The sequence below is a fragment of the Pseudomonas sp. UBA7530 genome, from assembly GCF_002479365.1.
Classification (GTDB): domain Bacteria; phylum Pseudomonadota; class Gammaproteobacteria; order Pseudomonadales; family Pseudomonadaceae; genus Aquipseudomonas.
Map to the genome: position 1 here is coordinate 650,981 of NZ_DLMS01000011.1, position 19,697 is coordinate 670,677.

The 19,697-nt window shown below is 66.3% G+C and carries 18 protein-coding genes; 14 read left to right on the top strand and 4 right to left on the bottom strand.

From position 1 onward, the window contains the following. Position 1: 1 nt before the first annotated feature. Positions 2-1,285, top strand: a complete 1,284-nt coding sequence (locus B2U07_RS16955) for an NTP/NDP exchange transporter (protein ID WP_296277387.1) — start codon at positions 2-4, stop codon at positions 1,283-1,285. Between the two features lie 176 nt (positions 1,286-1,461). Here the strand turns inward: B2U07_RS16955 and B2U07_RS16960 are convergent, their stop codons facing one another. Next, complete coding sequence (locus tag B2U07_RS16960) at positions 1,462-2,367, bottom strand: LysR family transcriptional regulator (RefSeq protein WP_296277388.1); 906 nt, start codon at positions 2,365-2,367, stop codon at positions 1,462-1,464. Positions 2,368-2,465: 98 nt separating this feature from the next. Between B2U07_RS16960 and B2U07_RS16965 the strand changes: the two genes are divergently transcribed. The 6 genes from B2U07_RS16965 (at position 2,466) to B2U07_RS16990 (ending at position 9,298) form a co-directional block, all read left to right on the top strand. Continuing rightward, the gene (locus tag B2U07_RS16965; protein WP_296277389.1) at positions 2,466-3,707 is read left to right on the top strand and encodes a 3-hydroxyacyl-CoA dehydrogenase; all 1,242 of its coding nucleotides are present in this window, start codon (positions 2,466-2,468) and stop codon (positions 3,705-3,707) included. After that, positions 3,704-5,494 carry an acyl-CoA dehydrogenase C-terminal domain-containing protein gene (locus B2U07_RS16970; protein WP_296277390.1) on the top strand — a complete coding sequence of 597 codons (1,791 nt, stop codon included), beginning with the start codon at positions 3,704-3,706 and terminating at the stop codon, positions 5,492-5,494. Before B2U07_RS16965 ends, B2U07_RS16970 begins: the two co-directional genes overlap by 4 nt. A 270-nt stretch (positions 5,495-5,764) precedes the next feature. Then, positions 5,765-6,928 (top strand): iron-containing alcohol dehydrogenase, encoded by a 1,164-nt coding sequence (locus tag B2U07_RS16975; protein WP_275545598.1) that lies wholly within the window; start codon positions 5,765-5,767, stop codon positions 6,926-6,928. Between the two features lie 85 nt (positions 6,929-7,013). After that, positions 7,014-7,448, top strand: coding sequence for an acyl-CoA thioesterase (locus B2U07_RS16980; RefSeq protein ID WP_090430043.1), 435 nt, complete (start codon positions 7,014-7,016; stop codon positions 7,446-7,448). 42 nt (positions 7,449-7,490) lie between these two features. After that, positions 7,491-8,546, top strand: coding sequence for a DUF2157 domain-containing protein (locus B2U07_RS16985; protein ID WP_296277391.1), 1,056 nt, complete (start codon positions 7,491-7,493; stop codon positions 8,544-8,546). Further along, entirely contained in the window at positions 8,543-9,298 is a 756-nt protein-coding gene (locus B2U07_RS16990) for a DUF4824 family protein (RefSeq protein ID WP_296277392.1), read from the top strand. Before B2U07_RS16985 ends, B2U07_RS16990 begins: the two co-directional genes overlap by 4 nt. On the opposite strand, the gene B2U07_RS16995 is transcribed toward B2U07_RS16990, so the two are convergent. Further along, positions 9,292-9,735: a YMGG-like glycine zipper-containing protein gene (locus B2U07_RS16995; RefSeq protein ID WP_296277393.1), complete on the bottom strand. Its 444-nt coding sequence runs from the start codon at positions 9,733-9,735 to the stop codon at positions 9,292-9,294. The two genes, B2U07_RS16990 and B2U07_RS16995, sit on opposite strands and share 7 nt — an antisense overlap. 104 nt (positions 9,736-9,839) lie before the next feature. Beyond that, the gene (locus B2U07_RS17000) at positions 9,840-10,928 is read right to left on the bottom strand and encodes a substrate-binding domain-containing protein (RefSeq protein WP_296277394.1); all 1,089 of its coding nucleotides are present in this window, start codon (positions 10,926-10,928) and stop codon (positions 9,840-9,842) included. A 198-nt stretch (positions 10,929-11,126) separates the two neighbouring features. Here B2U07_RS17000 and B2U07_RS17005 point away from each other — a divergent pair, with 198 nt between their 5' ends. From B2U07_RS17005 to fdhD, 5 genes are all read left to right on the top strand, one after another. After that, entirely contained in the window at positions 11,127-11,621 is a 495-nt protein-coding gene (locus B2U07_RS17005) for a formate dehydrogenase subunit gamma (protein WP_197858074.1), read from the top strand. Beyond that, positions 11,618-13,189, top strand: a complete 1,572-nt coding sequence (locus B2U07_RS17010; protein ID WP_296277395.1) for a formate dehydrogenase beta subunit — start codon at positions 11,618-11,620, stop codon at positions 13,187-13,189. The genes B2U07_RS17005 and B2U07_RS17010 overlap by 4 nt, the downstream gene beginning before the upstream one ends. A 15-nt stretch (positions 13,190-13,204) precedes the next feature. After that, a complete protein-coding gene (gene fdhF / locus B2U07_RS17015) occupies positions 13,205-16,039 on the top strand; it encodes a formate dehydrogenase subunit alpha (protein WP_275545591.1) in 2,835 nt (944 codons plus the stop codon). A 76-nt stretch (positions 16,040-16,115) separates the two neighbouring features. Continuing rightward, entirely contained in the window at positions 16,116-16,364 is a 249-nt protein-coding gene (locus B2U07_RS17020) for a formate dehydrogenase subunit delta (protein ID WP_275545590.1), read from the top strand. A gap of 70 nt (positions 16,365-16,434) precedes the next feature. Continuing rightward, entirely contained in the window at positions 16,435-17,256 is an 822-nt protein-coding gene (gene fdhD / locus B2U07_RS17025) for a formate dehydrogenase accessory sulfurtransferase FdhD (protein WP_296277396.1), read from the top strand. Between the two features lie 272 nt (positions 17,257-17,528). Here fdhD and yrfG read toward each other — a convergent pair whose 3' ends face one another. Then, positions 17,529-18,191, bottom strand: coding sequence for a GMP/IMP nucleotidase (yrfG, locus tag B2U07_RS17030; RefSeq protein WP_275545588.1), 663 nt, complete (start codon positions 18,189-18,191; stop codon positions 17,529-17,531). A gap of 124 nt (positions 18,192-18,315) precedes the next feature. Between yrfG and nudE the strand changes: the two genes are divergently transcribed. Continuing rightward, on the top strand, positions 18,316-18,882 hold the full coding sequence (nudE, locus tag B2U07_RS17035; protein WP_197858068.1) for an ADP compounds hydrolase NudE: 567 nt from the start codon (positions 18,316-18,318) through the stop codon (positions 18,880-18,882). Beyond that, entirely contained in the window at positions 18,879-19,697 is an 819-nt protein-coding gene (gene cysQ / locus B2U07_RS17040) for a 3'(2'),5'-bisphosphate nucleotidase CysQ (protein ID WP_275545587.1), read from the top strand. The genes nudE and cysQ overlap by 4 nt, the downstream gene beginning before the upstream one ends.

Consider the following 19,697-nt stretch of genomic DNA (forward strand, 5'->3'; position numbering starts at 1 on the left):
GATGCAGGCGCTCTCGCGGCGCCTGGCGCGGGCAATCAATGCCGAGGCTGAGGAGCTGGCGGCGGTGTTGGCCGGCTTCGCCCTGTTCTTCTGCCTGTTCGCTGGTTACTTCATGCTGCGGCCGATCCGCGAGGCGATGGGTATCACGGGTGGGGTGCACAACCTGCAGTGGCTGTTCACCGCCACCTTCGTCGTCATGCTGCTGGCGGTGCCGCTGTTCGCCTGGCTCAACTCGAAAGTCCCGCGCATCCATTTCATCGACTGGGTATACGGCTTCTTCTGCCTCAACCTGCTGGCCTTCGTTCTGCTGTTTCGCCTCGATCATGACAGCGTCTGGCTGGCGCGGGTGTTCTACGTGTGGATCTCGGTCTACAACCTGTTCGTCGTTTCTGTGGCCTGGAGCCTGATGGCCGATGTGTTCGACGGCGCCCAGGCGCGCCGTCTGTTCGCCTTCATCGCCGCGGGCGCCAGCGTCGGCGGATTGTGCGGGCCGCTGTTGAGCGCTGCCTTGATCGATATGGCGGGCGAGTCCGGGCTGATGCTGATGGCCGCGGTGCTGCTCGGTGCGGCCATGGCGCTCAAGCGCTACCTGATGGCCTGGCGCGAGCGCCAGGGCGCCGGCCGACCCGGCGCGGTGGTCAATGAGAATCCGCGCAGGCCAGTGCCGGGCAACCCATTCAGCGGCCTGACGCGCATGCTAGGCTCGCGTTATCTGTTGGGCATTGGTGCCTTCATCCTGCTGCTGACCTCGGTCAGCACCTTTCTTTACTTCGAGCAGGCGCGCCTGGTGGCCGAGCTGTTCCCGGATCGCGCCGCGCAGGTGCGGGTGTTCGGCATCATCGACTTCGTCGTGCAGGCCGGCGCCCTGACGACGCAGGTATTCATTACCGGCCGGGTGGCGCAGAAGCTCGGCGTGCGCGTGCTGCTATCGCTGGTGCCGGCGCTGGTCTGCCTGGGCTTTATCGGCCTGGCGCTGGCGCCAACCTTCGCCATGCTGGCGGGGCTGATGATCGTGCGGCGCATTGGCGAATACGCCTTCGTACGCCCGGGGCGGGAAATGCTCTTCGCCCCGCTCGATGCCGAGAGCAAGTACAAGGCGAAGAACTTTCTCGACACCGTGGTCTATCGCGGCGGCGATGCCCTCAGTGGCTGGGCCAAGGCCGGGCTGGACATGCTCGGCCACGGCGCCTGGCTGGTGGCCATGGTCGGGGCGCTGTGCGCCGCGCTGTGGGGCGTGCTCGGCTGGTACCTGGGCGGCCGCGCGGATCGGCAGGCGCAAGGGTGATCGTCGGGTTGGCGGGTTGCACCCGCCCTACGCAGCCCGTGGCCGCAATTCGATTTGGATAGTCAGGCAAAGTTTTCCCGGATTGCATCCGGGCTACGGGGCGTGCGCACGGCGCAGCGCAGGTAGGGCGGGTGTAACCCGCCGCTGCCGGATTGTATCCGGCCTGCGGGTATCGTTCAGACGTCGTGAACCACCGCGACGATCTCCTCGACCAGCCATTGCAGCGCGGTGTCGCGCTGACGTTGCGCCAGGCTGACCACCTCCAGGTGGAAAGGCCCAAGGCTGAAGGGCAGATCGAACAACTGCAGTGGCAGCAGCGTGGCGAAATGCCGGGCCAGGGCGGTGGGCAGCACCGCCGCCAGCTCGCTACCGGCGACGATATGCGCCGCCTGCAGGTAGTTCGGCGTGGTGTAGAAGATCTGCCGCGACAGCCCCTGTTCGCCCAGCCACTGGTCAACCATGCCGCGCGTCTGCCCGCCATGTACCCAGAGGTGACGCAGGCGCAGGAAGGTGTCCAGATCCAGATTGTCACGGCGCAGCAGCGGATGCTCGCGGCGCACCGCCAGCTTGAGCGTCTCGCTCATCCAGTGACGGCGGGCGAAACGCGCCGGCAACTCGTCGAAGCGGCCCAGCACCAGGTCCAGCTCGCCCTTGTCCAGCGCCTCCATCGGCAGGCTGGGGCTGAGATGGCGGATGTCGATGCCGATGCCCGGCGCCTTATGGCTGAGGCGGTCGAGCAGGCGCGGCATGCACACCAGCTCGACGTAATCGGTGACGGCAATGCGAAAGCGTTGGCGGCTTTCGCCCGGCTCGAAGGCCTCGCCAGCGCTCAGGCTCTGTTCCAGCTGACGCAGCGCGCTGCGGATCGGCGCCTCCAGGGCCAGCGCCCGCGGTGTCGGCTGCATGCGCCGGCCTACGCGCACCAACAGCGGATCGCCGAGCAGTTCGCGCAGGCGATTGAGTGCATTGCTCACCGCCGGCTGGCTCAGCGCGAGGCGCTCGGCCGCGCGCGAGACGTTCTGTTCGCGCAGCAGGGCATCGAGTACACGCAGCAGGTTGAGGTCGAAATTGCTGAAATTCATCTACTGAATATGTCGTATCACAAGACTAAATTTCAAAAATAGTAGCGGCTTGCTTATCGTGACCCAAGCTTTTCCGTTTGTGCACGAGAGGAACAAAAATGAACAAACTCGTCTCGCCGCTTCGCTGTGCTGCCGTGATCGGCGCCGGCACCATGGGCCGCGGTATCGTCATCAGCCTGGCCAATGCCGGCCTGCAGGTGCTGTGGCTGGACAACAACCCGCAGATGGTCGAACAGGGCCTGGCGATGGCCGAGGAAACCTGGGCGCAGAACGTCGCCAAGGGCCGTATCGATGAGGCCGAAGCCGCGGCGCGACGTGCGCGTATCGAGGCGGTGGACGGTTATGCGGCGCTGGCCGATGCCGATCTGGTGATCGAGGCGGTGTACGAGAACCTCGAGCTCAAGCAAAACATCTTCCGCGAGTTGGACGCGGTGATGAAGCCTGGCGCCATCCTCGCCAGCAACACCTCGGCGCTGGATATCGACGCCATCGCGGCCGTTACCTCAAGGCCGGAAGCCGTCCTGGGCCTGCACTTCTTCAGCCCGGCGCACATCATGAAGCTGCTGGAGATCGTCCGCGGTGCGAAGACTGCACCAGCCGTGCTGCAAGCTACCCAGGAACTGGGCGCGCGCATGGGCAAGGTGGCGGTGGTGGCCGGCAACTGCCACGGCTTCATCGGCAACCGCATGCTGCACACCTACGTGCGCGAGGCGCGCATGCTGCTGCTCGAAGGCGCCTGGCCGCATCAGGTGGACGCCGCGCTGCAGGGCTTCGGCTTCGCCATGGGGCCGTTTCGCATGTACGACGTGGTCGGCATCGATCTGGAATGGCGTGCCCGCGAGCTGGCCGGCGAAGGGCAGGACGACCCGGCCGTGCAGGTGGATAACCGCCTGTGCGAGCTGGGCCGCTTCGGCCAGAAGAGCGGCAAGGGTTACTACCTCTACGCCCCCGGCAGTCGCCAGGCCGAGCATGATCCGGTGGTCGACGGCCTGGTGCAGATGCAATCGGAGCGCCTGGGCTTCACCCGTCGCGTTATTGGCGACGAGGAGATCATCGAGCGCTGCCTGCTGGCGCTGGTCAACGAGGGGGCGAAGATTCTCGAGGAGAACATCGCCGCCAACAGCCACGACATCGATCTGGTGTATCTCAATGGCTACGGCTTTCCCGCCGAGCGCGGCGGGCCGATGGCCTGGGCCGACGGCGAAGGGGGCGGCGCCATTCGCCAGCGCCTGCTGCAACTGAGCGAGCGCTTCGGCGCGCACTGGCAGCCGGCGGCGCTGATCGAGCGCCTGGCCGAGCAAGGCAAGAACTTCGCCGATGTCCAGGAGGGCCGGGTATGAGCTATCAGGCGCCACTGCGCGATATGCGCTTCGTGCTGCACGAACTGTTCGATGCCGCCGGTCATTGCGAGCGTCTGGGCAATGGCCTGGACCGCGAGCTGATCGACGGCGTGCTGGAGGAGGCGGCAGCCTTCGCCGCAGGTGAAATCGCTCCGCTCAATCGCAACAGCGACGAGGAGGGCTGTCAGCTGGTCGATGGCCAGGTGAGCACGCCCAAGGGCTTCGCCGAGGCCTACCGGCAATACGTGGACAACGGCTGGGCGAGCATGACCGGGCCGGTGGAGTATGGCGGCCAGGGCTTTCCGCAGCTGGTGGCCTTCGCCTTCCACGAGATGCTGATGGGCGCGTCGCTGTCCTTCCGCGTCTACTCCGGGCTGACCGAGGGCGCGGTGCTGGCGCTGCACAAGCACGGCAGCGAAACGCTGAAGCAGCAGTATCTGGGCAAGTTGGTCAGCGGCCAGTGGACCGGCACCATGTGCCTGACCGAGCCGCAGGCCGGCACCGACCTGGCGCTGCTGCGCACCCGCGCCGAACCGCAGGCCGATGGCAGTTACAAGGTCAGCGGCAGCAAGATCTTCATCAGCGGCGGCGAGCAGGATTTCTCCGAGAATATCGTGCACCTGGTGCTGGCGCGTCTGCCGGATGCGCCGGCGGGGGTGAAAGGCATTTCGCTGCTGCTGGTGCCGAAGTTCATCGCCGCTGCCGATGGCACGCCGGGCGAACGCAACAGCCTGTCGTGCGGGGCCATCGAGCACAAGATGGGCATCAAGGGCGCCTCTACCTGCGTAATGAACTACGACGGCGCCACCGGTTGGCTGGTGGGCGAAGCCAACCAGGGCCTGGCCTGCATGTTCACCATGATGAACGACGCGCGCTTTCAGGTCGGCCTGCAGGGGCTGGGTATCGGCGAGGCGGCCTTCCAGGGCGCGCTGCGTTATGCCCGTGAGCGTTTGCAGTCGCGTGGCCTGACTGGCGTGCAGGCAGCGGACAAACCAGCGGACCCGATCATCGTGCATCCCGATGTACGGCGCATGCTGCTGACGCAGAAGACATTGGTGGAAGGCAGTCGCATGCTTGCCGCCTACACTGCGCGCCAACTGGACCTGGAGCACGGCGCCGAGTCGGCCGAGGCACGCAAGGCAGCCGGCAAGCGCGCGGCGCTGCTGATTCCCATCGTCAAGGCGTTCTTCACCGACATGGGCCAGGAAGTGGCCAGCCATGGCGTGCAGGTCTACGGCGGGCACGGTTTCATCCGCGAATGGGGCATGGAGCAGCTGATGCGCGACAGTCGCATCACCCAGCTCTACGAGGGCACCAACGGTATCCAGGCGCTGGACTATATCCGTCGCAAGCTGCTCGGCGACGGCGGCGCCGAACTGTCTGCGCTGCAGGCTGAGTTCAGTGCGCTGTGCGATGCCCAGGCCACGCGACCGGCGCTGAAGGAGATGGCGGCCGTCTTGCAGGCCCGCCTGGGCGAATGGCGCGAGCTAAGCGCAGAAGTGATCGCCGCCTGCCAGCGCGATCCGCAGGAGATCGGTGCTACCTCGGTGGATTTCCTCCAGTACTCGGCCTATCTGCTGCTCGCCGGCTTCTGGCTGCAAGCCGCGGCGCGGGCGCAGGATGCGCTGGAGGCCGGCAGCGGCGAGGCCGCGTTCTACCAGGCCAAGCTGCACAGCGCGGAGTTCTACCTGCGCCGCGTATTGCCGCGCGCCAGTGCACACCGCGAAGCCCTGCTGGGCGGCGCGGATTGTTTGATGGCCATGGACGAGGGCAGTTTCGCCTTTTAGAACCCTATCCCCCAGCCCCCGCTTTGCGACTCTGCTCTTCGCAGAGCTCAGGGCGCACCAGCGGGCGAAGCGGTGTTTCGCTCTTTCCGCTCACGCCCCGCAAGCGGGAGAGGGGAGCTATAACGCCTTATTCGGGTCTACCTCGGACCGCTCCCTCTCCCATTTATGGGAGAGGGCTGGGGAGATGGATCGTAGCCCGGATGCAATCCGGGGAAATTTTGCCTGACCGATCCCGGATTGCATCCGGCATTACAACAAGAGGAGCACAGCATGCATCCCTTCAGCTTCGCCACCACCGCGCAGATCCTCTGCGAATCCGGCGCCAGCCTGCGCCTAGCCGAACTGTGCCGCGAGCGCGGCGCCCAGCGCGTGTTGATCGTCACCGACCCCGGCATCACCCGTCTCGGCCTGCTCGAGCCGCTGCTGCCGGGCTTCACCCGTGCCGGCATGAGCGTGCAGGTTTTCGACCAGGTGCTGGCCGACCCGCCCGAGGCCGTGGTGCTGGCGGCCGTGTCCCAGGCTCGCGAGATGCGGGCCGAGCTGGTGGTCGGCTTCGGTGGCGGCAGTTCGATGGACGTGGCCAAGCTGGTGGCCTTGCTGGCGCATCCCGACTGCGGCCAGGCCCTGAGCGAGATATACGGCGTGGGCAATGCCCGCGGACGGCGCTTGCCGCTGATCCAGGTGCCGACCACCGCAGGCACCGGTTCCGAGGTGACGCCGATCGCCATCGTCACCACTGGCGAGACCACCAAGATGGGCGTGGTTTCGCCGCTGCTGCTGCCGGATCTGGCCCTGCTCGATGCCGACCTGACCCTTGGCCTGCCGGCGGCGGTGACCGCCGCCACCGGCATCGACGCCATGGTGCATGCCATCGAGGCCTACACCAGCGCGCTGAAGAAGAACCCGCTGTCCGACTTGCTGGCGCGCGAAGCGCTGCGCCTGCTGGCGGCCAACCTCGATGAGGTGGTGCAAAACGGCAGCAACCGCGAGGCGCGTCAGGCCATGCTGCTCGGCGCCTGCCTGGCCGGGCAGGCCTTCGCCAACGCGCCGGTGGCGGCAGTGCATGCGCTGGCCTACCCACTGGGCGGGCATTTCCACATTCCCCACGGGCTGTCCAACGCCCTGGTGCTGCCGCAGGTGCTGGCGTTCAACGCGCCGGTGGCCGCGCCGCTGTACGCCGAGCTGGCGCCGCTGGTATTGGGCGAGCGTTTGCGTGCGGGCAATGCCGCAGCGCAGACCGAGCAACTGATCGAGGCGCTGGCAGCGTTCAGTCAGCGCAGCGGCCTGCCGACGCGGCTGCGCGACGCCGGGGTTGGTGAGGCGATGTTGCCCACACTGGCGGCGGACGCCATGCTGCAGCAGCGCCTGCTGGTGAACAATCCGCGTGAGATGAACGAGCAACAGGCGCTGGCCATTTACCAAGCCGCTTACTGATTCAGGTCGCGGCTAAAGCCCCTCCCACAAGAGCGCCGCAGCCTGTGGGAGGGGCTTTAGCCGCGACGCCAATCCAAGGACCATCATGAGCCAACCCCAACACCTGCGTGGCGACTACCGCCACTTCCAGCCGATCACCACGCGCTGGCACGACAATGACATCTACGGCCACGTCAACAACGTGACCTACTACAGCTACTTCGACAGCGCGGTGAATGCCTACCTGATCGCCGAGGGCGGGCTGGATATTCATGGCGGCGAAGTGGTCGGCTTCGTGGTCAGCTCCAGCTGCGACTACTTCGCCTCCATCGCTTTCCCTGACGCTATCGAAGTCGGCCTGCGCGTCGGCAAGCTGGGCAACAGTTCGGTGCAGTACGAGCTGGCGATCTTCAGGGCCGGCGAGGAACAGGCCTGCGCCGCCGGGCGTTTCGTTCATGTGTTCGTCGATCGGGCGAGTAATCGTCCGGTGAGCATCCCCGAGCCGCTGCGCTCGGCGCTGGAGCGTCTGCTGGCCGCCTGAGGCGTGCTAGGCTGTGGCGATTCATGCCGCCAGGGAGTGCCCATGTCCGATCTGCAACGCGAGCAGGCGCAACGCCGTGCCGAGCGCATCGCTGCGTTTCGTGCCGAACTGGCCGAGCTGCGCCGCGAACAGGTGTTGCAGTTGAGCGCTGAGCAGGAGCAGGGCCTGGCTGCCTACCACCAGCAGTTGCTGGCGCATTATCGACAGACCCTGGATATCGACGCCGATGCCCGCGCGCGCCAGCTGTCGCTGGGCATGCGCCTGGCCTCGCTGGTCGGTGCGCTGGCCCTGGCGGCCGGGTTGTTCTTCCTCTTCTACCAGTTCTGGGGCCTGTTCGATGCCGGTGTGCAGGTCGCTGTGCTGATCGGCAGCTCGCTGGGCAGCCTGCTGCTGTGCTTCTGGCTGCAGGCGCGCGACGCCTCCGGTTACTACGCCAAACTGGCCGCGGTGCTGGCGTTCGTCTGCTTCGTGCTCAACCTGTCGATGCTCGGGCAGATTTTCAATATCACGCCCTCGGACAAGGCGCTGCTGCCCTGGGGCGCGCTGGCATTGCTGCTGGCCTACCAATGCCGCCAGCGCCTGCTGCTGGTCACGGCGTTGCTGTGCTTCGGCCTGTTTCTCGCTGCGCGGTTGAACGACTGGACGGGCTTGTACTGGTGGTCGCTGGATGACCACCCGGAGAACTTCCTGCCTGCCGCGCTGCTGTTTGTGCTGCCGCAGTTCATCGATCAGACGCGACGGATCGGTTTCGCCGCCTGCTATCGGGTGGTCGGCTTGCTGTACCTGTTCGGGCCGATCCTGATCCTCAGCTACTGGGGGCAGGGCAGCTACCTCGAATGGCCGGCGCGCTGGGTGGAGGCGTTCTACCAGACGCTGGGCTTCGTCCTCGCGGGGCTGGTGATCTGGCTGGGCGTACGCCGCGGTTGGGCCGAGGTGGTCAATACCGGGCTGGGCTTCGCTCTGGTGCTGCTGTTCAGCAAGCTGTTCGACTGGTGGTGGGCGCTGCTGCCGCGCTACCTGTTCTTCCTCCTGCTCGGGCTGATCGCGCTGTTGTTGCTGGTCATGCTGCAGCGCTGGCGCCGTGGAGGTGCGGCATGAACCATGCACTTTGGCTCGGTCTCGGGCTGATCCTGACGAGCAATGCCGTGGCCCTTGCGGGCGTCTGGTACAACCGCAGCGGTGAGCCGCAGGCGCAACTGCAATTGAGCGAACGGGAAATCCAGTTGCCCTACGACAGCTGGCTGCGCGGCGAGGAAAACAGCGGTCTGCGTCTGCAACTGGCCTGGCGCCAGGCGGATGCCGACTGGTCCTGGCTGGACGAAGCCAAGCTGCGGGAGCTTGGCTTTGCGCCGAACGACCTGGGCCGCAGTGCGGAGCGCCCGCTGTGGCTGGTGCTGGAACTGGACGGGCCTAGCTATCGAAAGCAGGTCGAGCGGGCCAAGGTCGCGTTGGCCAGTGCGCAGACGGCGCTCGCTGCAATACCGCAAGACGAGACCTTGCGCCAGCAGCGCGATCAGCGCCAGCTCGAGCTGCGGCATGAGCAAGAGCAGGCCACGCGCCTGTTGCTGATGGACGCCGGCCTGGATGCCGAGGCTCTACGTAAAGCCTGGCCGGATCGTCAGCGCCAGGTCATCCTGGCCGGCCGCCTGACGCCCTATCGCTACGGCGACACGCCCCACTACAGTGCCAGCGTTGCGCTGGAGGGGGATCGCATCAGCGTGCCCAGACGCTACCGGGAGGCCTTCGGCCAATGGCGGCAATACCGCTACGACGAAAAAAGGCCCAAGGTGCAGGTCGAAGTCGCCTTCGGCCAGCGCCATGAGCCCTGGTTGATCAGCGTCGATCAGTGACGGCGCCAATGCTTGTGGTGCTTCTTGTGTTTCTTGCCGTGGTAGTGGCGACGCTTGTCACGACGGTCATCGTCGTAGCTGGCATTGCCCATGTAGTTGCCCAGCGCGCCACCGGCGCCGCCACCTACCGCCGCGCCAACCACCCCGCCGGTGCTACCGCCGACCTGCTGACCGACAACGTTGCCGCCTGCCGCGCCTAGCGCGCCGCCGATGGCCGCTTCGGTACGGCTGCGACGATCAGCACCGACCATGCTGCCGGCCGCACCGCCGAGACCGGCGCCGACCGCTGCGCCAGTGCTACCTCCAACCTGCCCACCAACCATTGCGCCCACCGCGCCGCCGAGGGCGCCGCCCAAACCCGCTTCGGTACTGCCGGCAAAGGCGAAACCGCCGCTGGTCAGGCCAAGAGAAAGGAAGAGCAATTGTAGAGATTTCATAGACTTCTCGATCACGGAGCCGCTTTGCGGCGGGAATTGCTCCATTGACCGAAGCGGCTCGCCCGTGGTTCCCGCCTTCCGTCGGCAGGCGCTCGGCGGAGGGCTTATAGCACGCTCTCGCGTCCCCACTGCTCCAGCGCCTGGGCCAGGGGCAGTACCTCGCCGGGGCGGCTCAGGGCGTAGCCGGGCAACTGAGCGATACGCGCCTGGAAGTCCGGATTCTGCAGCACCCGCAACAGCGCGGTCATCGCTGGCAGCTCGAGGCTGTCTTCGCGGCACAGCAGGCAATAGTGCTCGCGTGCCATGGGGATGAAGTCCAGGCCGAACTGGCGCGCCGCCGCTTCAACACCGAAGCCGACATCGGCCATGCCGCTGGCGACATAGGCCGCTACGGCTGCGTGGGTGAACTCCTCGTTGTGGAAACCCTTTATGGCGGTGCTGTCCAGGCCCTCGCGCTGCAGCAGGTCCTGCAGCAGCAGGCGCGTCCCCGAACCGTGCTCGCGATTGACGAAGCGCAGCTCGCCGCGCGCCAGGTCCGCCAGGCCTTGCACGCCGTGCGGGTTGCCGGGGGCGAGCATCAGCCCCTGGGTGCGCACCACGAAGGTGATCACCCGCTGATCGGGGCGCAGCCAGGGCTGGATGCGGTTCATGCTCAGCGTGCCGAGCGGTCCGGCCGGCACGTGCAGGCCGGCCACCTCGCAGTCGTGGCGCTGCAGGGCGATCATCGCCTCGCTGCCGCTGCGAAACTGCACGTCCCACTGCCAGCCTGGGTCGCGCTCCAGCCACTCGCGCAGCGCCGCTACGGCGAAACCGTGGCTGGCGTGGATGCGCAGACCCGGGTTGCTGGCCTGCAGCACCCGATTCAGCTCCAGCTCCAGCTCGCCGGCCAGGTTGTCCAGTTGCGGCGAAAGGCGTGCGCGGATGCGCTGGTCGGCCCACAGCAATTTTTCTCCCAGCGGTGCCAGCCGCGCCCCCTTGCCGCGCTCCAGCTCGATCAGCGGGCTGCCGAAGAACGCCTGCCACTTGCCCAGCAGGTTCCAGGCGTGGCGGTAGGAATAGCCGACGCGGGCAGCGGCCTCGGTCAGCTTGCCGGTGTCGTGTACGGCCTGCAGCAACTCCAGACCCTGCGGGTCGAGGCTACTGCCGTCGCGTTGGTGAAAGCGCCAACGCGGTTGAATATCGATACGGATCATATGCTCAGTACTTCATATTTGTTCGGCCGATTCCCCATGTTAATTTGCGGTACATGGGCGCTTTGTGACCCAGTATAAGAACTTTACTTCATATGTGGCGAGCCTTGCGGCTGCGCCTGGGATAAGCCGACCGGCAGCCGTGACTGGCCGGGTTATCTCCTGACAGTACCGGTATAGCCGCCGGCTGGAGCATCGAACATGGCCCTTCTTCCCCAGCGCTTCGCCCCCGAGCAGTGCGAGGCCGTCGCCCGTGAGGTGCTCGCCGCCCACCGCGGCCAGCCCGGCGCCCTGCTACCCATCCTCCACGACATCCAGGACCGCCTCGGCGCCGTACCGCCTGAGCTGTTGCCGCTGATCGCCGAGGACCTTTGCCTGTCGCGCGCCGAGGTGCACGGGGTGGTCAGTTTCTATCACGATTTTCGCGCCACGCCGCCGGGTCGCCAGGTGCTCAAGCTGTGTCAGGCCGAGGCCTGCCAGTCGATGGGCGTCAAGGCGCTGACCGCTGCACTGGAAAGCAAGCTCGGCCTGCCTTTGGGCGAGACCCGCGAGGACGGCAGCCTCAGTTTCGAACCGGTGTACTGCCTGGGCAATTGCGCCTGCGCACCGAGCATGATGCTCAATGGCGAACTGCACGGTCGCGTCGACGCCGATGAAGTGCTGGCGCTGCTGGCGGAACAGGAGACCCAGGCATGAGCGAGTCCATTACCGTTTTCGTCCCGCGCGATGCCACCGCGCTCAGCCTGGGCGCCGACAAGGTTGCCCGTGCCATCGTCGCCGAGGCTGCGGCACGCAATATCGAGGTGAAGCTGGTGCGCAACGGCTCGCGTGGGCTGTTCTGGCTCGAGCCGCTGGTCGAGGTCGCCACGCCGGCCGGTCGGGTTGCCTATGGCCCGGTCAAGGCACGCGACGTTGCCGGCCTGTTCGACGCCGGTTTCCACGAGGGCAAGGCACATGCGCTGGGCCACGGCCTGACCGATGAAATCGAATACCTCAAGCGCCAGGAGCGCCTGACCTTCGCCCGCGTCGGCATCACCGACCCGCTGTCGCTGGAGGACTACATCGCCCACGACGGCTACCGTGGCCTCAAGCGCGCCCTCGGCATGACGCCCGAAGCGATCGTCGCCGAGGTCACCGAGTCCGGCCTGCGTGGTCGTGGTGGTGCGGCATTCCCTACCGGCATCAAGTGGCGCACCGTGCTTGGCTGCCAGGCCGAGCAGAAGTACATCGTCTGCAATGCCGACGAAGGCGACTCCGGCACCTTCTCCGACCGTATGGTGATGGAGGATGACCCCTATGTACTGATCGAGGGCATGACCATCGCCGGTCTCGCGGTGGGAGCTACGCGCGGCTATATCTACCTGCGTTCGGAGTACCCGCACGCCGAGGCGGTGCTGCTCGAAACCATCGCCCGCGCCACGGCCGCCGGCTATCTGGGGGACGACGTGCTCGGCAGCGGTAAGGCCTTCCACCTGGAGCTGCGCCGCGGCGCCGGCGCCTATATCTGCGGCGAGGAAACCGCCCTGCTGGAAAGCATCGAGGGCAAGCGCGGCACCGTGCGGCCGAAGCCGCCGCTGCCGGCCATCGAGGGCCTGTTCGGCAAACCGACGGTGATCAACAACGTGATCTCGCTGGCGTCGGTGCCGATCATCCTCGACAAGGGCGGCGCCTACTACAAGGACTACGGCATGGGCCGCTCGCTCGGCACCCTGCCGATCCAGCTGACCGGCAACATCGCCCGTGGCGGTCTGATCGAGAAGGCTTTCGGTATCACCCTGCGCGAGTTGCTCTACGAATATGGCGGCGGATCGGCCAGTGGCCGGCCGATCCGCGCGGTGCAGGTCGGCGGCCCGCTCGGCGCCTATCTGCCCGAGTCGCAGTTCGACACGCCGCTGGATTACGAGTCGTTCGCTGCTCTTGGTGCGGTGCTCGGCCACGGCGGCATCGTGGTATTCGACGACACCGTCGATATGGCCGACATGGCGCGCTACGCCATGGAGTTCTGCGCGGTGGAATCCTGCGGCAAGTGCACGCCCTGCCGGATCGGCTCGACCCGTGGCGAGGAGCTGCTGTCGCAGATCATCGTGGCCCGTTCCGAAGGCCCGCAGCCGGGGCGCATCGAGCTGCTCAAGAGCCTCTGCGACACCATGCTCGGCGCCTCGCTTTGCGCCCTTGGCGGCATGACACCCTATCCGGTGATGAGCGCCATCAACCACTTTCCCGAGGACTTCGGCGTGTCGCAAGACAGCGCCGAAGCCCGCTGATCCGGAGGCGTCCCCATGGCCCTGTATCGTGAACTCGACTATGGCACCCCTGCTCGCAGCGGTGCTCCGGTAACCCTGGAAATCGACGGCAACGCCGTCACCGTGCCGGCCGGCACCTCGCTGATGCGCGCGGCCCAGGAGGCCGGCATCGCCGTGCCCAAGCTGTGCGCCAGCGACAGCCTGGAGCCGTTCGGCTCGTGCCGCCTGTGCATGGTGGAAATCGAAGGCCGCCGTGGCTTCCCGGCGTCCTGTACCACCCCGGTTGAGTCGGGCATGGTGGTGCGCACGCAGAGCCCGAAACTGGCCGAACTGCGTCGCGGCACCATGGAGCTGTACATCTCCGACCATCCGCTGGACTGCCTGACCTGCTCGGCCAACGGCAATTGCGAGCTGCAGGACATGGCCGGTGTGGTCGGCTTGCGTGAAGTGCGCTACGACCCAGTGAAGACTCACCTGGCCGAGGCCAAGGACGAGTCCAACCCCTATTTCAGCTACGACCCGTCCAAGTGCATCGTCTGCAACCGCTGCGTGCGCGCCTGTGAGGAAGTGCAGGGCACCTTCGCCCTGACCATCGACGGCCGTGGCTTCGACTCGCGCGTGGCCGCCGGCCAGGACGAGGATTTCCTCGACTCCGAATGCGTGTCCTGCGGCGCCTGCGTCAACGCCTGCCCGACTGCCACGCTGATGGAAAAATCGGTGATCGAGCTGGGCCAGGCCGAGCGCAGCGTCACCACCACCTGCGCCTACTGCGGCGTCGGCTGCTCGTTCAACGCCGAGGTCAAGGGCAACACCGTGGTGCGCATGGTGCCGAACAAGAACGGCCACGCCAACCACGGCCACGCCTGCGTCAAGGGCCGCTTCGCCTGGGGCTACGCGACCCACCCGGACCGCATCAAGACCCCCATGATCCGCGACAGCATCCACGAGCCGTGGCGCTCGGTGAGCTGGGACGAGGCCATCGGCTACGCCGCCCGGCGTTTCAAGGAGATCCAGGCGCAGTACGGCCGCAATGCGGTCGGCGGGCTGACCTCGTCGCGCTGCACCAACGAGGAAACCTACCTGGTGCAGAAGCTGGTGCGCGCCGCCTTCGGCAACAACAACGTCGATACCTGCGCACGCGTCTGCCACTCGCCGACGGGTTACGGTCTGAAGGTGACCCTCGGCGAGTCCGCCGGTACCCAGGACTTCGACTCGGTACTGTCCGCCGACGTGGTGCTGGTGATCGGTGCCAACCCCACCGACGGCCACCCGGTATTCGGCTCGCAGCTCAAGCGCCGCCTGCGCCAGGGCGCCAAGCTGATCGTTGCAGACCCACGTGGTATCGACCTGGTGCGCAGCCCGCACATCCGTGCCGAGCACCACCTGCAACTGCGTCCCGGCAGCAACGTTGCTCTGCTCAACAGCCTGGGCCACGTGATCGTCACCGAGGGCTTGGTCAACGAAGCCTTCGTCGCCGAGCGCTGCGAGGCAGAAGGCTTCGAGCAATGGCGCACCTTCGTCAGTGAACAACGCAACAGCCCCGAGGCCATGGAAGCCCTGACCGGCGTCCCGGCCGCCTCGGTGCGCGCGGCTGCGCGGCTGTATGCCACTGGCGGTAACGCGGCGATCTACTACGGCCTGGGCGTCACCGAGCACAGCCAGGGCTCGTCCACCGTGATGGCGATCGCCAACCTGGCCATGGCCACCGGCAACATCGGCCGTCCGGGTGTCGGCGTGAACCCGCTGCGCGGACAGAACAACGTGCAGGGCTCCTGCGACATGGGCTCCTTCCCCCACGAGCTGCCGGGCTACCGTCACGTTTCCGACCCGGTGGCGCGGCCGCAATTCGAGGCCGCCTGGGGCGTCAAGCTGCTCGACGAACCGGGCCTGCGCATCCCCAATATGCTGGCTGCGGCCCATGCCGGTACCTTCAAGGGCATGTACATCCAGGGCGAGGACCCGGCGCAGTCCGACCCCGACACCCAGCACGTCACCGATGCGCTCAAGGCCATGGAATGCGTGGTGATCCAGGACCTGTTCCTCAACGAAACCGCCAAGTACGCCCACGTATTCCTGCCTGGCGCCTCCTTCCTGGAGAAGAACGGCACCTTCACCAACGCCGAGCGCCGCATCTCCCCGGTGCGCAAGGTGATGCCGGCACTGGCCGGCAAGGAAGACTGGGAAGTGACCGTGGCGCTTTCCAACGCCCTCGGCTATCCGATGAACTACAAGCATCCGTCCGAGATCATGGACGAGATCGCCGCGCTGACGCCGACGTTCACCGGTGTCAGCTACGCCAAGCTCGAGCGCATGGGCAGCATCCAGTGGCCGTGCAACGACGAGGCGCCGGAAGGCACGCCGATCATGCACGAGGACGCCTTCGTGCGTGGCAAGGGGCGCTTCGTGGTTACCGAGTTTATTCCGACCGAGGAGCGCACCTCGCGCAAGCGGCCGCTGGTGCTGACCACCGGGCGCATCCTTTCGCAGTACAACGTCGGCGCGCAGACCCGGCGTACCGCCAACAAGGCCTGGCACGCCGAGGACATCCTCGAACTGCACCCGGTGGACGCCGAGGATCGCGGCATCAAGGATGGCGACTGGGTCGGCATCAACAGCCGTGCCGGCGAGACGGTGATGCGCGCCAAGGTCACCGAGCGCATGCAGCCGGGGGTGGTGTACACCACCTTCCACCACCCGGAATCCGGCGCCAACGTGATCACCACGGACAACTCCGACTGGGCCACCAACTGCCCGGAATACAAGGTCACGGCGGTGCAGGTGCGCAAGGTCGAGACGCCGTCCGACTGGCAGCAGGAGTTCGATAGCTTCACCCGCGAGCAGGTCAGCCTGCTGCCGGTGGTGCAGCTATGAAACCTCTGATCGCTAGGGTGCGCCGTGCGCACCCGCACTGCGCCAACCTGTACCGTCCCATTCGCGGAGCACAGCCATGGGCATGAACGCCACGCAACTGATCAAGATGGCCAACCAGATCGGCGCCTTTTTCGCTTCCCAGCCCGACCAGGAGCAGGCGCGTAGCGAGTACGCTCAGCATCTGCGACGCCAGTGGGACCCGCAGATGCGCACGGCGCTTTACGCTCACCTGGACGCCAGCGGCGGCGAAGGCCTGAGCGAGTTTGCGTTGCGGGTGCTATGTGATTCGCGCGGGCAGATCGCGCCGCAGGCTGTTACTGTCTGAGTGCTGCAATCCGGCTGTTTCGCACGGCGCCGCCAGGCGTCCTGCGATCATCGCGAGGAATCCGCATCACATGACTCATCGTGTTCCACGTTCACCTGCTGATGAAATCGCCAGCCCAACACCGGGCGGCTACGCCTATGCCGAACTGGACGAGACCGCCAGCGTGGGGCATGCGGTGCTGGCCGAGGAATGTGCGCTGGCTATCGCCTACAACGGCATCAACCATGCGGTGATGATGGTATCGCCCAGTGCGCTGGAGGATTTCGTCGTCGGCTTCAGCCTGACGTCTGCAGTCGTGGCGGCGGCCGAGGATATCTACGACATCCAGCTCAAGCGCGCGGGTGAGGCATTCAGCGCCGACGTTGAGATTGCCAGTCGTGCCTTCTGGGCGCTCAAGCAGCAGCGGCGCACTCTGGCCGGTACCAGTGGTTGTGGCCTGTGCGGTGTCGAAGCGCTGGAGCAGGCGCTGCCGCAACTCGACACCCTGAGCGTCAACCCGCTGCCACCGGCCGCGCACCTGGCCGACCTGCGTACGCGCATCGGCCTGGTGCAGAAGCTGGCGCGCCAGAGCGGCGCGCTGCACGCTGCGCTGTTCGTCGACGAGTCAGGTGAGATCGTCCTGTGCCGCGAAGACATTGGCCGGCACAACGCGCTGGACAAGCTGATCGGCGCGCTAAACCGTGAAAGCCGCGACGCCCGCCGCGGCTTTGCCGTGGTCACCAGCCGCTGCAGCCTGGAACTGATCCACAAGGCGGTACGCGCCGGCTTCGCCAGCCTGGTCAGCCTGTCGGCGCCGACCGAACTGTGCGTGCGCAGGGCGCGTCGGCACCGTCTCAACCTCATCCACCTGCCGCACCACAGCGCGCCACGCGTCTACAGCCCGGCGCCCTAGGCTCCCTCTTGGTAGCCAGATGCAACCCGGGAAAATCCTCGAAGAGCGTCCCTAATGCTGTTCACTTAAAAAACGGTCAAACACGATCAGTCCCCTCGCCCCTTTGGGGAGAGGGTTAGGGCGGGCCGCGTTCGGAGAGGGGGAAACCGGCGGTTTCGCGGTGTTTTCGGCCCTCTCCCCCAGCCCCTCTCCCATGAATGGGAGAGGGGAGCAAAACGTGTGCAACCTTAAGTGAACAGTATTACGAAGAGCGTCCCCGGATTTCATCCGGGCTACAGATTCAGCAGCAGCTCGCGGTAATCCTCCACCGCGTCGAATTCTTCGGTGTCCTTGGGCCCGGCCTGGCTGTCCGGCTGACGAACGGCAAGCAGGTGGGCGACACCGAACTGGCCAGCGCTGCGCAGAATCGGCAGGCTATCGTCGATGAAAAGGCTGCGAGCGGGATCGAACCCGACGTCCTGGCGCAGGGCGAACCAGAACTGCTGGTTCTCCTTGGGGAAACCATAGTCGTGAGAGCTGATCAGCCGCTCGAACCAGGGAGCCAGTTCGACCCGTTCCATCTTCAACGACAGCGAGTCGCGGTGCGCGTTGGTGATCAGCACCACACGCTTGCCGGCCTCGCGCAGGGCGCGTAGGAACAGTTCGGCACCCGCGCGCAGGGCGATCAGGTCGGCGACCTCGCGCTTGAGCTCGCGGATCGACAGTTTCAGCTCGCGGCTCCAGAAGTCCGTGCAGTACCAGTTCAGCGTGCCGGCGTGCTGGCGAAACAGCGGCAGCAGCTCGGCCTCGGCCAGCGCCAGGCTGATGCCATGATGCTCGGCATAACGCTGCGGCAGGTGCTTGAGCCAGAAGTGATTGTCGAAGTGCAGATCGAGCAGGGTGCCGTCCATGTCCAGCAGGACAGTGTCGATCTGGTGCCAGGTGAGTGAAGGCATGGGCGCGCCAGGTAATGAAAGTCGTGAATCTGCCGGCGCGCGTCGCGATCGCGCAATCTGCGCCGGGGATAATCGCAAAAGCCGCTGTATGATAACCGACCAGGTCTCGCCAAGGAGTCGCCCCATGCGTCAAAAACCCACGGTTCTCGCCCGCGAGATCGTCGCCAGCAGCCGCCTGTTCTGTGTCGAGGAGGTGCAGTTGCGTTTTTCCAACGGTACCGAGCGCACCTACGAGCGATTGGTCGGCAAGGGCGCCGGTTATGGTGCGGTGATGGTGGTGGCGATGCTCGACGCCGAGCACGCCGTGCTGATCGAGGAATACTGCGGCGGCACCGATGACTATCAGCTGTCGCTGCCCAAGGGGCTGATCGAGCCGGGTGAAGACGTGCTGGTGGCGGCCAATCGCGAGCTCAAGGAGGAGGCGGGGTTCGGTGCGCATCAACTGGAGTACATCACCGAGCTGAGCCTGTCGCCCGGTTACATGAGCCAGAAGATCCAGGTAGTGCTGGCGCGCGATCTGTACGAGGAGCGCCTGCCCGGCGACGAGCCCGAGCCGATGCGGGTCGACCGCATCAGCCTGCGCGAGCTGTCCAGCCTGGCCCAGCACGAGCAATTCAGCGAGGGGCGCGCCCTGGCCGCGCTTTATCTGGTACGCGACCTGCTCACTCAGCGCGGGGAGTACCGCCCGTGAGCCATCCCAATATCCCCAAGGTAATCGAACTGGTACGTGCCGCCGGCGCGGCGACCCTGCCGTACTGGCGCAGCGATGTGGCGGTAACGGAAAAGGCCGATGCCTCGCCGGTAACGGCCGCCGACCTGGCCGCGCACCATATCCTGCTCGATGGCCTGCAGGCGCTGGCGCCGGATATTCCGGTGCTGTCGGAAGAGGCCGCCGACATTGCGCTGGCCGAGCGCGCCGCCTGGACCCGCTGGTGGCTGGTCGATCCGCTCGACGGCACCAAGGAGTTCATCGCCGGATCAGAGGAGTTCACTGTCAACGTCGCGCTGATCGAGCGCGGCCGCGTGGTCTTCGGTGTGGTCGGCATCCCGGCCAGCGGCCGTTGCTATTACGGCGGCGCCGGTCTGGGCGCCTGGCGCAGCGAAGCGCCGGGTGAGGAGCAGTCGATCAGCGTGCGTCTGGCGCCGGCGCAAGGCTTTACCCTGGTGGCCAGCAAGCGCCACTCGAGCCCGGCGCAGGAAACCCTGCTGGCAGGGCTCGCCGAGCGTTTTGGCGAGCCGGTGCTGGCCAATATCGGCAGTTCGCTGAAGTTCTGTCTGTTGGCCGAAGGCAATGCCGATTGCTACCCACGCCTGGCGCCTACGTCGCAGTGGGACACCGCTGCGGCGCAGGGAGTGCTGGAAGGGGCGGGCGGCGAAGTGCTGGATCTGGCTGGCGAGGCGCTGACCTATGAGGCGCGTGAATCCTTCCTCAATCCGTCTTTCCTGGCGCTGCCGGCTGACGCCGAGTGGCGTGGCGCGTTGATCGAGCTGGCGCGGGCACTCTAA

Coding starts and splice junctions, on each gene's coding strand:
- B2U07_RS16955 (WP_296277387.1), top strand. CDS start 2: ATGCAGGCGCTCTCGCGGCGCCTGGCGCGGGCAATCAATGCCGAGGCT.
- B2U07_RS16960 (WP_296277388.1), bottom strand. CDS start 2,367: ATGAATTTCAGCAATTTCGACCTCAACCTGCTGCGTGTACTCGATGCC.
- B2U07_RS16965 (WP_296277389.1), top strand. CDS start 2,466: ATGAACAAACTCGTCTCGCCGCTTCGCTGTGCTGCCGTGATCGGCGCC.
- B2U07_RS16970 (WP_296277390.1), top strand. CDS start 3,704: ATGAGCTATCAGGCGCCACTGCGCGATATGCGCTTCGTGCTGCACGAA.
- B2U07_RS16975 (WP_275545598.1), top strand. CDS start 5,765: ATGCATCCCTTCAGCTTCGCCACCACCGCGCAGATCCTCTGCGAATCC.
- B2U07_RS16980 (WP_090430043.1), top strand. CDS start 7,014: ATGAGCCAACCCCAACACCTGCGTGGCGACTACCGCCACTTCCAGCCG.
- B2U07_RS16985 (WP_296277391.1), top strand. CDS start 7,491: ATGTCCGATCTGCAACGCGAGCAGGCGCAACGCCGTGCCGAGCGCATC.
- B2U07_RS16990 (WP_296277392.1), top strand. CDS start 8,543: ATGAACCATGCACTTTGGCTCGGTCTCGGGCTGATCCTGACGAGCAAT.
- B2U07_RS16995 (WP_296277393.1), bottom strand. CDS start 9,735: ATGAAATCTCTACAATTGCTCTTCCTTTCTCTTGGCCTGACCAGCGGC.
- B2U07_RS17000 (WP_296277394.1), bottom strand. CDS start 10,928: ATGATCCGTATCGATATTCAACCGCGTTGGCGCTTTCACCAACGCGAC.
- B2U07_RS17005 (WP_197858074.1), top strand. CDS start 11,127: ATGGCCCTTCTTCCCCAGCGCTTCGCCCCCGAGCAGTGCGAGGCCGTC.
- B2U07_RS17010 (WP_296277395.1), top strand. CDS start 11,618: ATGAGCGAGTCCATTACCGTTTTCGTCCCGCGCGATGCCACCGCGCTC.
- fdhF (WP_275545591.1), top strand. CDS start 13,205: ATGGCCCTGTATCGTGAACTCGACTATGGCACCCCTGCTCGCAGCGGT.
- B2U07_RS17020 (WP_275545590.1), top strand. CDS start 16,116: ATGGGCATGAACGCCACGCAACTGATCAAGATGGCCAACCAGATCGGC.
- fdhD (WP_296277396.1), top strand. CDS start 16,435: ATGACTCATCGTGTTCCACGTTCACCTGCTGATGAAATCGCCAGCCCA.
- yrfG (WP_275545588.1), bottom strand. CDS start 18,191: ATGCCTTCACTCACCTGGCACCAGATCGACACTGTCCTGCTGGACATG.
- nudE (WP_197858068.1), top strand. CDS start 18,316: ATGCGTCAAAAACCCACGGTTCTCGCCCGCGAGATCGTCGCCAGCAGC.